13 protein-coding genes are annotated in these 12,149 nt (G+C 60.9%); 7 read left to right on the top strand and 6 right to left on the bottom strand.

The genetic code is table 11. From position 1 onward, the window contains the following. Positions 1 to 8: 8 nt before the first annotated feature. The 5 genes from QLG10_RS20235 to QLG10_RS20215 all read left to right on the top strand — a co-directional run bounded on the left by QLG10_RS20235 (position 9) and on the right by QLG10_RS20215 (position 4,371). Positions 9 to 674, top strand: a complete 666-nt coding sequence (locus QLG10_RS20235; RefSeq protein WP_110753024.1) for a CoA transferase subunit B — start codon at positions 9 to 11, stop codon at positions 672 to 674. Positions 675 to 685: 11 nt separating this feature from the next. Next, entirely contained in the window at positions 686 to 1,867 is a 1,182-nt protein-coding gene (locus tag QLG10_RS20230; RefSeq protein WP_110753026.1) for an acetyl-CoA C-acetyltransferase, read from the top strand. A 230-nt stretch (positions 1,868 to 2,097) separates the two neighbouring features. Then, positions 2,098 to 2,886: a hypothetical protein gene (locus QLG10_RS20225; protein ID WP_282487918.1), complete on the top strand. Its 789-nt coding sequence runs from the start codon at positions 2,098 to 2,100 to the stop codon at positions 2,884 to 2,886. A gap of 83 nt (positions 2,887 to 2,969) precedes the next feature. Next, positions 2,970 to 3,644, top strand: a complete 675-nt coding sequence (locus QLG10_RS20220; protein WP_282487917.1) for a glutathione S-transferase N-terminal domain-containing protein — start codon at positions 2,970 to 2,972, stop codon at positions 3,642 to 3,644. A gap of 154 nt (positions 3,645 to 3,798) precedes the next feature. Beyond that, positions 3,799 to 4,371 carry a hypothetical protein gene (locus QLG10_RS20215; RefSeq protein ID WP_282487916.1) on the top strand — a complete coding sequence of 191 codons (573 nt, stop codon included), beginning with the start codon at positions 3,799 to 3,801 and terminating at the stop codon, positions 4,369 to 4,371. A gap of 3 nt (positions 4,372 to 4,374) precedes the next feature. Here QLG10_RS20215 and QLG10_RS20210 read toward each other — a convergent pair whose 3' ends face one another. The 4 genes from QLG10_RS20210 to QLG10_RS20195 form a co-directional block, all read right to left on the bottom strand. Then, on the bottom strand, positions 4,375 to 5,091 hold the full coding sequence (locus QLG10_RS20210; protein WP_110753034.1) for a dienelactone hydrolase family protein: 717 nt from the start codon (positions 5,089 to 5,091) through the stop codon (positions 4,375 to 4,377). Between the two features lie 163 nt (positions 5,092 to 5,254). Further along, complete coding sequence (locus QLG10_RS20205; protein WP_282487915.1) at positions 5,255 to 6,367, bottom strand: M14 family metallopeptidase; 1,113 nt, start codon at positions 6,365 to 6,367, stop codon at positions 5,255 to 5,257. A gap of 186 nt (positions 6,368 to 6,553) precedes the next feature. Continuing rightward, positions 6,554 to 7,333, bottom strand: a complete 780-nt coding sequence (locus QLG10_RS20200; RefSeq protein WP_020800005.1) for an ABC transporter substrate-binding protein — start codon at positions 7,331 to 7,333, stop codon at positions 6,554 to 6,556. Positions 7,334 to 7,697: 364 nt separating this feature from the next. Beyond that, positions 7,698 to 8,117, bottom strand: coding sequence for a rhodanese-like domain-containing protein (locus QLG10_RS20195; RefSeq protein WP_282487914.1), 420 nt, complete (start codon positions 8,115 to 8,117; stop codon positions 7,698 to 7,700). A 101-nt stretch (positions 8,118 to 8,218) separates the two neighbouring features. Here QLG10_RS20195 and ftrA point away from each other — a divergent pair, with 101 nt between their 5' ends. Continuing rightward, complete coding sequence (ftrA, locus tag QLG10_RS20190) at positions 8,219 to 9,223, top strand: transcriptional regulator FtrA (protein WP_110753040.1); 1,005 nt, start codon at positions 8,219 to 8,221, stop codon at positions 9,221 to 9,223. Here the strand turns inward: ftrA and cobF are convergent. Next, entirely contained in the window at positions 9,202 to 9,957 is a 756-nt protein-coding gene (gene cobF / locus QLG10_RS20185; RefSeq protein WP_188263510.1) for a precorrin-6A synthase (deacetylating), read from the bottom strand. The two genes, ftrA and cobF, sit on opposite strands and share 22 nt — an antisense overlap. Further along, positions 9,954 to 10,529 (bottom strand): histidine phosphatase family protein, encoded by a 576-nt coding sequence (locus QLG10_RS20180; RefSeq protein ID WP_110753044.1) that lies wholly within the window; start codon positions 10,527 to 10,529, stop codon positions 9,954 to 9,956. The genes cobF and QLG10_RS20180 overlap by 4 nt, the downstream gene beginning before the upstream one ends. Positions 10,530 to 10,788: 259 nt before the next feature. On the opposite strand from QLG10_RS20180, the gene QLG10_RS20175 reads away from it, so the two are divergent. Further along, positions 10,789 to 11,658 (top strand): oxaloacetate decarboxylase, encoded by an 870-nt coding sequence (locus QLG10_RS20175; RefSeq protein ID WP_110753048.1) that lies wholly within the window; start codon positions 10,789 to 10,791, stop codon positions 11,656 to 11,658. Positions 11,659 to 12,149: the final 491 nt, after the last annotated feature.

Below are 12,149 nucleotides of genomic sequence, written 5' to 3'. Positions count from 1 at the left end.
TAACGACAATGGCACTTTCCCGCGAACAAATGGCTCAACGCGTCGCCCGCGAAATGCAGGACGGCTTCTACGTGAACCTGGGCATCGGCATTCCGACCCTGGTCGCCAACTACATCCCCGAAGGCATGGAAGTCATGCTGCAGTCGGAAAACGGCCTGCTGGGCATGGGTCCTTTTCCAACTGAAGAAACCATCGATGCCGACATGATCAACGCCGGCAAGCAAACCGTGACCGCCCGTATCGGCGCCTCGATCTTTTCCTCGGCCGAGTCCTTCGCAATGATCCGCGGTGGCCACGTTGACCTGACCGTGCTGGGCGCCTTCGAGGTCGACGTGCAAGGCAACATCGCCTCGTGGATGATCCCCGGCAAACTGGTCAAGGGCATGGGCGGCGCCATGGACCTGGTGGCTGGCGCAGACAACATCATCGTCATCATGACCCACGCGTCCAAGGACGGTGAGTCCAAGCTGCTGTCCCAATGCAGCCTGCCGCTGACAGGCGCCGGTTGCATCAAGCGCGTGCTGACCGACCTGGCTTACCTGGAAATCGAGAATGGCGCATTTGTCCTCAAGGAACGCGCACCTGGCGTCAGCGTTGAAGAAATCGTCGCCAAAACCGCTGGTAAACTGATCGTCCCGGACCACGTTCCGGAAATGCTGTTCGCTGACCAGTGAGGAATCATTCCATGCAAGAAGTCGTCATTGTTGCCGCCACACGCACCGCGATCGGCAGTTTCCAGGGTTCCCTGGCCAGTGTTTCCGCCGTTGACCTGGGCGCGGCGGTGATCCGCCAATTGCTGGCACAAACTGGTCTGGACCCGGCCGAAGTCGATGAAGTGATCATGGGCCAGGTGTTGACCGCCGGTGCCGGGCAAAACCCCGCGCGCCAGGCATCCATCAAGGCAGGCCTGCCGTTTGCCGTACCGGCCATGACCCTGAACAAGGTCTGCGGCTCGGGCCTCAAGGCCCTGCACCTGGGTGCCCAGGCGATCCGCTGCGGCGACGCCGAGGTGATCATCGCTGGCGGCCAGGAAAACATGAGCCTGGCCAACTACGTCATGCCCGGTGCCCGCACCGGCCTGCGCATGGGTAACGCGCAAATCGTCGACACCATGATCAGCGATGGCCTGTGGGATGCGTTCAACGATTACCACATGGGCATCACCGCTGAGAATCTGGTGCAGAAGTACGACATCAGCCGCGAGCAGCAGGATGCCTTCGCTGCCGCTTCCCAGCAGAAAGCCGTGGCCGCCATCGAAGCCGGGCGTTTCGTCGATGAGATCACCCCGATCCTGATCCCACAGCGCAAGGGCGATCCGCTGTCCTTCGCCACCGACGAGCAGCCACGGGCCGGCACCACCGCCGAGTCCCTGGGCAAGCTCAAGCCGGCCTTCAAGAAAGACGGTTCGGTGACCGCTGGCAACGCTTCGTCGCTCAACGACGGCGCTGCGGCCGTGATCCTGATGAGTGCCGAAAAAGCCAAGGCCCTGGGCCTGCCGGTACTGGCAAAAATCGCCGCTTACGCCAACGCGGGCGTGGACCCGGCAATCATGGGCATCGGCCCGGTGTCGGCCACTCGCCGCTGCCTGGACAAGGCCGGCTGGTCTATCGACCAGCTTGAGCTGATCGAAGCCAACGAAGCCTTCGCCGCGCAATCGCTGGCCGTGGCCAAGGACCTGGAATGGGACTTGAACAAGGTCAACGTCAACGGCGGCGCTATCGCCCTCGGCCACCCGATCGGTGCCTCGGGTTGCCGTGTCCTGGTGACCCTGCTGCATGAAATGATCAAGCGTGACGCCAAGAAAGGCCTCGCCACCCTGTGCATCGGTGGTGGTCAGGGCGTGGCCTTGGCGCTCGAACGGGCTTAAGACGACAGCGTTTAACAGACGGCGCGGGGACCCACGAAGATCCGCCGCCGCCTGGCAAAACACCCGGTGCGATTCACGTCGTACCGGGTTTCTTTATTGGCTGAACGGCTCGTCCTCCGTGTAGGAGCCAGCGGGCACTCCATTTTGTATACAAAAAGTGCTCAACCATAGAGCAAATCACCCCGCCAGATGCTAACGTTGCCGCCCATACACAGGTCGGAGAACTGCGCGTGTTGATGCTCAAATTGCTGGTCATTCCTGGCTTTCTGCTACTGATCTCCCTGGCGGGCAAACGCTGGGGGCCAAGCGTGGCGGGTTGGTTGTCGGGGTTGCCGGTGGTGGTCGGGCCTATCCTGTTGTTCCTTGCCATCGAGCAAGGCCAGGCATTCGCCGCCCAGTCGGCCATGGCCGCACTGTCGGCGATGTTCGCGATGATTGCCTTCTGCGTGACCTATGCGCAGGTCGCGCAACGCGCAAAATGGCCGCTCGCATTGACGATTTCGCTCCTGGTATGGGCCTTGGTTGCCCTGGTCCTGTCGTTGCTCCCACCGTCGCTCCCCCTCTCGGTGATTGCCGCCGCCACTGCACTGCTGGCCGCGCCGCACTTATTCCCGGCCGTGCAGCCAATCGTTTCAGGACCGGCGCCAAAGTCCGATAAATTGCTGCTGCGCATGATTGCCGGCGCCTTGCTGACCCTGGCCGTCACCTGGCTCGCCAGCACCGTTGGCGACCGCTGGAGCGGCCTGCTCGCCGTGTTCCCGGTGCTGGGCAGTGTAATGGCGGTGTTCTCCCAGCAAACCCGAGGCCCGGCGTTTACCGCCGCGTTACTGCGGGCAACGGCCACCGGGATGTATTCATTTTCCGCTTTTTGCCTGGTCGTGACGCTGACCTTGCCCAGCATGGGCATGATGGGTTTTGGTGTGGGCGTGGCCGTCTCCGTGGCCATGCTCGGCGTCACCAGGCGGTTGCTGGCGAAACCCGCTCCTCCGGCAACACGTTCAACCATTTCGAACGAGTAGCGCAACATCCTCGTACGTCAATCGAACAGGTTTGCTCCACCATCAGCCTCAGTTCCAAACCACTCCCGACTGAGGCCTACACCATGAAATTCTTTTTCCATCCTTCGCCGAACCCGATGAAAGTCGCCCTGCTGCTCGAAGAATTGCAAACGCCCTATGAGTTGATCGGCGTTGACACCTTCAAGGGCGAGCAACACTTGCCAGCCTTCCTCGCGATCAACCCGAACGCCAAGGTTCCGGCCCTGATCGATGGCGACGCGACGGTTTTCGACTCCCAGGCCATCCTGCTGCACCTGGCGCAAAAGCATGAGCGTTTCCTGCCCAGCAGCGCTGCCGGCAACGCCGAGTTGCTGTCATGGTTGATGTTCATTGCCACCGGCCTGTCGCCGTTCTCCGGCCAGGCCGTGCACTTCCTGCATCACGCCCCAGAGGACCTGCCCTACGCGAAAAATCGCTACCTCAAGGAAGTTGAACGCCACTATCACGTACTCGACCAGCGTCTGGCCGACCATCAGTACCTGGCTGGCGACAGCTACAGCATCGCCGACATGGCACTGTGGGGCTGGGCCAACTATGCGCCGTACATCCTTGGCGAAAACGGCTTGGCGGCCTACCCCAACGTCAAGCGTCTGTTTGACGAAATCAGCGTCCGCCCGGCGGCCCAGCGAGCCCTGGGCCTGAAAGAGAAGCTGGTGCTCAAGGCCGAATTCGACGAAGAAACTCGCCGCAATCTGTTCCCGCAGAACCAGGCCCGGTAAGACGTTCACGACATTCGAAGGTGATGAAAATGAAGGATCAAGGCGCGCGCCTGCTCTTTGGAGTGAGTGACCGTCCGTTAGCCCGCACTGGAATGCGTCACGACCTCCATGGGATGATCGCCCCCCACCGCGCGACCATCCCTGGAGTTTTCGAATGTCACTGTTGAGTAAAAAAGCCGTTGTCCTGTTGCTGGCAGCGGCTGCCAGCCTGGGGGCTTTGACTGTGCAGGCGGCCAAGGCCCCCGCCAAAGAGACGGTGCAGGGACAGAAGGTCTCGATGCTCGACGGCAAGTTCACCTTCACCCTGCCCAAGGGTTTCATTGCCAACCCGTTGCCAGCCAGCCCCACGGGCGCCAGCGGCACCATGTACGCCAATGAAACCACCAAGACCGTGGTGATCGCTGCGCAAAACAGCCTGCCGGAGGGGGTCAAGGTCAAGGACAACGACGGCGAGTTTCTCGACGACACCGCGGCCGATTTCGACTCGGCGCAACACAAAGCCCTGCCGGACTACAACAAACTCAGCGAAAAAAGCCTGACCCTGAAGGTAACAGGCCTGGGCGTGCGCCAGGTCGACAGCACCGCCACCCAGGGCGGCGGCACGACCCTCAACACCACGTTGATGGCGGCATCGGGCAATCACATGACCGTGATTCAGGTCATCTCCCGCCCCGGCGACATGGCAGCCCACGAAACCCTGATCAAGCAGATCGTCAGCGGAAAATAAGCCTCAGGGGTTGAGGCGCTGCAGCCAGGCGCTCAAGTCCTGCAATTCTTCGGCACTGATGCTGTGGCCGACACCCTGGTAAGCGTGGAACTCGGGCTCCAGTGATACGCTTTGCAACAGGCTGTTGGCTTCGTTGCCATCACCCAAGGGAAGGCGCTGGTCCGCCGTGCCATGGCCAATGAAAATCGCCAGCGACTGGCGCTTTTCATCCGGTTTGAGTTCGGATCGCAGCACCGGCAGGATCCGCCCGCTCAACGCGGCAATCCCGCCCACCGCCTCGGGATGCCGCAGGGCGACTTCGTAGGACATGATCGCCCCCTGGCTGAAACCCACCAGGAACACCTTATGCGGTTGTGTGTGATATTTGTTCGTCGCCTGTGCGATGAACTCCAGCAGCAACTGGCCGCTGGACTTCAGGTCATCTGTCTCGCCGTTGTAGGCCCCTTCGCCTTTCTTGCGAAACCATTGGTAACTTCCCTCTTGCATCACCATCGGCGCCCGCACCGACAGGTAGTTGTATTCGCTGGGTAACTCATCCTTGATGCCGAACAGGTCCTGCTCGTTACTGCCATAGCCGTGGAGAAAAATCACCAGCGGCTGCCCGCGGGAATCGCGGTTGACCTGTTCCATGTACTTGAGCGGCAGATCGGTTTGCAGGGCGGGTTGAGCGTGGACAGTGGCGGATGCCAGCAGCGTGAACAGAGCGAGAAACTTCAGCATAAACCTTCCTTCACCGTGCGCAGGATTCAGGACAGAGCCTAGCACCTTCGTTGGAGCGACTCCCAACAGTGGCACGATTGCGGAATCGGACTGCACCAGACCCGGGCGCCTCCCCTCTCACCCTGTGCATCCATCGATCACGAGGCGTGCAATGAATCTCCCCTCAATCGTTAATCAACTTCCCAACCCGAATCGGCTCGCGCCCCGCCACTTTCGCCTGCCAGGTGCCGGGTTGCGTATAGCGACCACGATCGATCGCGAACAACACGCCACTGGTGCCCGCGCGCACGGTAGTGAGCTTGTCGTTCAGCGGGTCGACCACTTCAAACAGCGCATCGCCCTGCTCCACCCATTCACCGGCATCGCGCAGGAAGCTGACCACGCCGTGATGCGGTGCGAACAGGTATTGAGTGCCTTCGAACGGCATGCCCTCACAGCACTCGCTCGGTGCCGCGGGCCAGGTGCCCTTGATGAAACCCTGCTCGGCGAGAAAGCCCAGGATCGCCTCGCAATTGGCCCGGGCCTGATCGACCCGGGTATCGCCCATGCTGCCAAGCTCCAGCGTGGTTGCCAGGTTGGCCGGTGGGATGGCGGCTTCGGGGAAAGCCCTGGCCAGGCGTAACCAGGGCGAAGAGCAGGATTCGTCGAAGGAACTGCCGCCGGAATCTTCGCAAAGTAACGCCACCCCGGCTTTCAGGCGCGCCGCCAGCGATTGCCACTGCGGCCAGTGTTGCGGCAAGGCGTAGAGGTGGATCGCCGCGTCGAAGTCGCAATGCAGATCGAGGGTGATGTCGGCGTCGCAGGCGTGGCGCAGCAACAGGCGGTGCATTGCTTCGAGTTGCGACGCCGGGGCCGGCAGATCGTCGAGTACCTGGCCCATGGCCTGGCGAATCAGGGCGATGTTAGCCTCGGCATCGCTGCCCAGACGATCGCCCACGCGCTGCGCTACCGGTGCGCTGAGTTCGACGAACGAGCGGTTGAAGTTCTTGCCGCTGCCCAGTTCGAAGCGACCCATGTGGCTACCTTGCAGGTGCTGATCGAGACCGATGGGGTTGGCCACCGGCACCAGTTCGATCAGGCCTTGCAGTTGACCCTGGCTTTCCAGTTCCGCCAGGCGCTGCTTGAGCTCCCACGCCATGCGCATGCCTGGCAGTTCATCAGCGTGCAGGCTGGCCTGGATATAGACTTTGCGGGTGCCTGCGCCATATCGAAACACGCTGAGGGTGCGCTCGGTCCCCAGGTGGCTCCAGGGCAGTGAATGGTCGATGCGTTGCATGGGAAGACTCCGATTCTCTGTAGGAGCTGCCGCAGGCTGCGATCTTTTGATTTTGATTTTTTAAAGCAAGATCAAAAGATCGCAGTCTGCGGCAGCTCCTACATTGAGCAATGTGATTGGCAGGATAAATCATGAGCATAAAAAAATGGCCTCCGCGTCAACGGGGCCATTTTTTGAACGGCTCGATTACTCGCCGTAAACGTCAAACTTGAAGTACTTGTCCTGCACTTGCTTGTACTTGCCGTTGGCGCGGATCTCGGTAATGGCTTTGTTGAACTGCTCGGCCAGGGCGGTATCGCCCTTGCGCACGGCAATCCCGGCGCCACCGCCGAAGTATTTCGGGTCGTTGTACTCAGGCCCCACGAAAGCGAAACCTTTACCGGCGTCGGTCTTCAGGAAACCGTCGTCGAGGTTGACAGAATCGGCCAGCAGTGCGTCGACGCGACCGGACACCATGTCCAGGTTCGCTTCCTGCTGGGAACCGTAGCGCACCAGGATAATCCCTGCCGGTTGCAGCACTTCGGTGGCAAAACGGTCATGGGTACTGGCACGCAGGACACCGACTTTCTTGCCCTTGAGCTCGGTCAACGGGTCTTTGACGTCGGAACCTTCCTTCATCACGAAACGCGCCGGGGTGTGGTAGTACTTGATGGTGAAGTCGACGTTTTTCTTGCGGTCGTCGGTGATGGTCATGGACGAGAGGATGGCGTCGATTTTCTTGACCTTCAGCGCAGGAATCAGGCCGTCGAACTCTTGCTCGACCCAAGTGCACTTGACGTTCATCTGCTCGCACAGTGCGTCGCCGATGTCCACGTCGAAACCGGTGAGTTTGCCGTCAGGGGTTTTCATCGAGAACGGCGGGTAACCGGCCTCGATACCGATGCGGATGGGCTTGGTATCCGCGGCCACGGCGGTCAGGGACAGCATCGACAGTGCCAGGGCACCGAACATCACTAGCTTTTTCATTTATAACTCCTGTGTGCGGAGACTTTTATTGGCAACTTTCGGTCGGTAGCTTGTGGCCGTGAAACCGAAGTGGCCGGCAGTCTAGAGCGGCCTTCACAGGGTAAATTATTTGCAGGCGACAAATATTTATGGAAAGTGGCCAGCGACGCGCAAGCGAATCCGGTATGCGCTAAAGCGGTGCAACGTCCGATAGAAAACCACCTCGCTCCTACAAAGGACGAGGTTTGCCGAGACGTCGATCCGCGGTCGCCACCGACACGTAGGAGCGAGCAGGCTCGCGATGGTCGTCAACGATGACGCGGGGCACCTGACACCCCACGGCGATCTCAGGTCCATCGCGAGCATGCTCGCTCCTACAGGGGGGTCAGCACGCACAACCGACAACGGCACTCGACGTACTCAACGCGAACCCTTCGTCCAGCCACCCGGTCACGCCGCCGATCATTTCCTTGACCGGGTAACCCAGCGCCGCCAGTTTCACCGCCGCCTTGTTCGCGCCGTTGCAGTGGGGGCCGGCGCAATAGACCACGAACAGGCTGGATTTGGGGTAGTCACGCAAACCATCGGCGGTGAGCAGACGCCCGGGAATATTGATCGCGCCGGGTACATGCCCCCGGTCGAACGCCAACGGTCCACGCACATCCACCAGGACAAAATCGACTTCACCGGCCTGTTGGCTGGCGTAGACGTCGGAACAGTCGGTTTCGAATGTCAGGCGGTTGCTGAAATGCATCAAGGCAATGGCTGAAGGGGCGGCTGGTATTTCACGCACGAGGCTGGTCATGGGCAGAGCTCCGGAAGGTCGGTGGGTGTGAACAGACTTTATCTACGCGGCGCCAGGGGCTAAAGTGGCGCACAAGACACTCACCGGGAATTTTCCGCCAAATGCATGCTTCCCCAGGGCTGGTCGCGATTCTGGCCTACGACGGCCTGTGTACCTTCGAATTCGGCATCGCCGTGGAGATCTTCGGGCTGGCGCGGCCAGAGTTCGATTTCCCTTGGTACAGCCATCAGATCGCGGCCGTCGATCACGGCCCGATGCGCGCCATGGGCGGCATCCGGGTACTGGCCGATGGCGGCCTGGAGCTGCTGGAGCAAGCCCGGACCGTGATCATTCCCGGCTGGCGCGATCGTCATGCAGCCGTGCCTGAGGCATTGCTGGCGGCCCTGCGCCAGGCCCATGCGCGGGGCGCGCGGTTATTGTCGATCTGCTCGGGGGTGTTCGTACTGGCCGCCACCGGTTTGCTCGACGGTCGCGGCGCCACCACTCACTGGCGCTACACCGCGGAACTGGCCGAGCGCTTCCCGAATATCCTGGTGGACCCAGACGTGCTCTATGTCGACTCGGGTCAGCTGATCACCTCGGCCGGCAGCGCAGCCGGTATCGACGCCTGCCTGCACCTGGTGGCGCGGGACTTCGGTACCCAGGTCGCCAACTCGGTGGCGCGGCGCCTGGTGATGTCACCGCAACGCACCGGGGGCCAGGCACAGTTCATTCCGGCACCGGTCAGTCCTACGCCGCGCAGCGATCTTTCGCGCGTTATGCAGTGGGCACGCGAGCGTTTGCACGAACCGCTGGAGGTTCGCGACCTGGCCAGCGAAGCCGCCATGAGCGAGCGCACCTTCCTGCGCCGTTTCACCGAAGCCAGCGGCCAGTCGCCCAAGACCTGGTTGCAACATGAACGCCTGGGGCGTGCCCGGGAATTGCTGGAAAGCACCGACCAGCACACCGAGCAAATCGCCCAGCTGTGTGGTTATCGTTCAGTGGAAAGCTTTCGCGTGGCATTTCGCAATGTGGTCGGCCTGCCACCGTCAGTGTATCGGGAACGGTTTGGGCAAACGGACAAGCGCCTCTCCCGAGGCGTGCTTCAGGGCTTGCGCAATAGATAGGTGTCCATGATCCAGCCATTGGCCTGCCGGGCCGCCTTGCGCACCCGCTCGATCTGCTGCGCTACCTCCTCGAGCTTGCCGCTGATGAGGATTTCATCCGGCGTCCCGAGGTAGGCGCCCCAGTAAATCTCTGTCTGTCGATCCTCCACATGTTGATAAGCATCCTGGGCGTCGAGCATCACCACCAGGCTGTCGGCATCACTCACCTGCCCCGCGGCCAAGCGCCGGCCGGTGGTGATTTCAACCGAGCGGCCTATTTGGTTAAGCGCCACCTTGTGCTGCGCGGCCAGCGCCTGGACGCTGGTGATGCCGGGAATCACCTCGAACTCGAAGGCACAGGTGCCTGAAACCAGGATCGCCTGCAGGATGCGAATGGTGCTGTCGTACAACGCCGGGTCGCCCCACACCAGAAAACCGCCGCACTGGCCATCGGCCAGTTCTTCATTGATCAACCGCTCGAAGGTTCGCTGCTTGGCCAGGTTCAACGCATCGACGCTGGTTCTGTAGTCGACGTCACCACGCTCGCGCTCCGGGCTCGAGGCTTCGACAAAACGATAGTGGGGATCGGTGATATGGCGCTCGCAGAGCTCGCGGCGCAGGTCGATCAGCTTATCCTTGCTCTGGCCCTTGTCCATGATAAAAAAAACATCGACCCGATTCAGCGCCTTCACGGCCTGCAGGGTGATGTAGTCAGGGTTGCCGGCGCCGATGCCAATGACCAGCAGTTTTTTCATCGAGGCATTCTCTCATTATCGTTGCACGACAGCCGCAGCCGCCAGCAACCGTGGAACTGCAGGTCTATGGTCGACAGCGGCTCTACATCGATCAGGTTGAAGGCCGCCCCCTGCAGTACATGCATCAATGCGGCACGCATGACGAACGGATGGGTCACGGCAAGTACATGGCCAGGCTGCGCTTCCAGGGTTTTCAACCAGGCGGCGACGCGTTTGCCGACTTGCGCCACCGACTCGCCACCGTGGGGTGCCGAGCGCGGGTCGGCAAGCCAGGCCTGAAGTCGTTCGCCCTGGTTTTTTTGCAGGTCGCTGATTCGCATGCCGCGCCAATGACCAAAGTCGCAATCGCGCAGGGCGTCGACGATTTCAACGGGCGTACCGAACAGCTCGGCGGTCTGTCGTGTACGTAACTCTGGAGCACACAGCAGGCGCGTTGCCGGCGAGAATCGAGCGCCCCGAGAGCCACGCGCCGATTGCCAATCCATCTCCAGGGGTTCGTCCACAGGAAATCGCGCCAGTTTCTGTGCCTGGGTTCGAGCGTGGCAGATCAAGGTCAAACGGGTTGCCTGCACGAGAAAATCACTCTACGCGGTAAATAGGAAAAATCAGTGCCTGGTCGTCAGTCATTGCACAATTGTGCCGTAAGACAGATCGCCAGGGGGGCTTCATTTTTTTCGATGCGGGAGAGCCCCGACTCGCCAGAAAGTTGATGTCTTGGCCGGAAAACCTGCAAATTCGTCATCATTTCAGACCGGCCCACGTGATAGCCTTCCACTTCTTCGGCGTTGACACTTTTGCTCAAGCCTTTCCATTTCCATTGGTGGAACTCATATGTCCAGGCTTTCTCATCAAGATTTACGCCGCAATTTTCGCCAACTGTTCGCCTCCAACACTTGCTATCACACCGCGTCGGTCTTCGACCCGATGTCGGCCCGCATCGCCGCTGACCTCGGGTTCGAGGTGGGGATCCTTGGTGGCTCGGTCGCGTCGTTGCAGGTCCTTGGCGCCCCGGACTTTGCGTTGATCAGCCTCAGCGAATTCGCCGAACAGGCCACCCGTATCGGCCGCGTTGCCCAATTGCCGGTGATTGCCGACGCCGACCACGGTTACGGCAACGCGCTCAATGTCATGCGCACCATCGTTGAGCTGGAACGTGCCGGCGTGGCTGCACTGACCATCGAAGACACCTTGCTGCCAGCACAATTTGGCCGAAAATCCACGGACCTGATCACGGTCGCCGAAGGAGTCGGCAAGATTCGCGCGGCACTGGAAGCCCGGTGCGACTCGGAAATGGCAATCATCGCCCGCACCCATGCAGGCATCCTGCCGGTCCAGGAAATCATCAGCCGCACCAAGCAGTACCAGGCCGCCGGCGCGGACGGCATCTGCATGGTGGGGGTAAAGGATTTCGACCACCTGGAGCAGATTGCCGAACACCTGAGCGTGCCCCTGATGCTGGTGACCTACGGCAATCCGTTGTTGCGTGACGACAAACGCCTCGCCGAACTGGGCGTGCGAGTCGTCATCGATGGCCACGGCGCCTACTTCGCCGCCATCAAGGCGACGTACGACAGCCTGCGCGAACAGCGCCAGATATTTACCCAGGCGGCAGATCTCAGCGCTACCGAACTGACGCATACCTACACCCAGCCGGAGGAATACATCCGTTGGGCGGAGGAGTTCATGCACGTTAAAGAGTAAGGGCTGAAGGGTTGTCTCTGTCCGGCTTTTGCTTTTGCTTTTGCTTTTGCTTTTGCTTTTGCTTTTGCTTTTGCTTTTGCTCTTGCTCTTGCTCTTGATCCACCCGCCCCTTCGGGAGGCTGAGTGGAGGTGTTCATCCGGGGAGTGGCGCGCAGCGCCGTTCGACGCAGTCGAACACGCTGCATGTAGGTGCAGCGAAGCCAACCGGAGGGCAGTGTCCCCGGATGGATACCGGAGCGAAGGAACGCCGAGCCTCAGCGAGGGGCCGGACGCCGGGGCAAGACTTTTTGGTTCCTTTTGTGGCGTTTGACAAAAGGGACTCGCCGTAAGGGCGAAACCATAAGCCGCCGTTACCGCAGCAATGGATATGTACACAGTCAACAAAACACAGGTCGACTGTTAGGCCGCCTTCGCGGGCAAGCCAGCTCCCACAGTGGATCGAGTGCAGCCGCGCGAGAGGGGTTGGCTGTCAGGCCGCCTTCGCTGGCAAG

The sequence above is a fragment of the Pseudomonas sp. V98_8 genome, assembly GCF_029967975.1.
Taxonomy (GTDB): domain Bacteria; phylum Pseudomonadota; class Gammaproteobacteria; order Pseudomonadales; family Pseudomonadaceae; genus Aquipseudomonas; species Aquipseudomonas umsongensis.
The sequence above is the reverse complement of the archived record's forward strand: the minus strand, read 5'-3'. Positions and strand labels throughout refer to the sequence as shown.

Bases quoted from the DNA above. Each gene is read 5' to 3' on its own strand.
- QLG10_RS20235 (WP_110753024.1), top strand. From the start codon at position 9: ATGGCACTTTCCCGCGAACAAATGGCTCAACGCGTCGCCCGCGAAATG.
- QLG10_RS20230 (WP_110753026.1), top strand. From the start codon at position 686: ATGCAAGAAGTCGTCATTGTTGCCGCCACACGCACCGCGATCGGCAGT.
- QLG10_RS20220 (WP_282487917.1), top strand. From the start codon at position 2,970: ATGAAATTCTTTTTCCATCCTTCGCCGAACCCGATGAAAGTCGCCCTG.
- QLG10_RS20215 (WP_282487916.1), top strand. From the start codon at position 3,799: ATGTCACTGTTGAGTAAAAAAGCCGTTGTCCTGTTGCTGGCAGCGGCT.
- QLG10_RS20210 (WP_110753034.1), bottom strand. From the start codon at position 5,091: ATGCTGAAGTTTCTCGCTCTGTTCACGCTGCTGGCATCCGCCACTGTC.
- QLG10_RS20205 (WP_282487915.1), bottom strand. From the start codon at position 6,367: ATGCAACGCATCGACCATTCACTGCCCTGGAGCCACCTGGGGACCGAG.
- QLG10_RS20200 (WP_020800005.1), bottom strand. From the start codon at position 7,333: ATGAAAAAGCTAGTGATGTTCGGTGCCCTGGCACTGTCGATGCTGTCC.
- QLG10_RS20195 (WP_282487914.1), bottom strand. From the start codon at position 8,117: ATGACCAGCCTCGTGCGTGAAATACCAGCCGCCCCTTCAGCCATTGCC.
- ftrA (WP_110753040.1), top strand. From the start codon at position 8,219: ATGCATGCTTCCCCAGGGCTGGTCGCGATTCTGGCCTACGACGGCCTG.
- cobF (WP_188263510.1), bottom strand. From the start codon at position 9,957: ATGAAAAAACTGCTGGTCATTGGCATCGGCGCCGGCAACCCTGACTAC.
- QLG10_RS20175 (WP_110753048.1), top strand. From the start codon at position 10,789: ATGTCCAGGCTTTCTCATCAAGATTTACGCCGCAATTTTCGCCAACTG.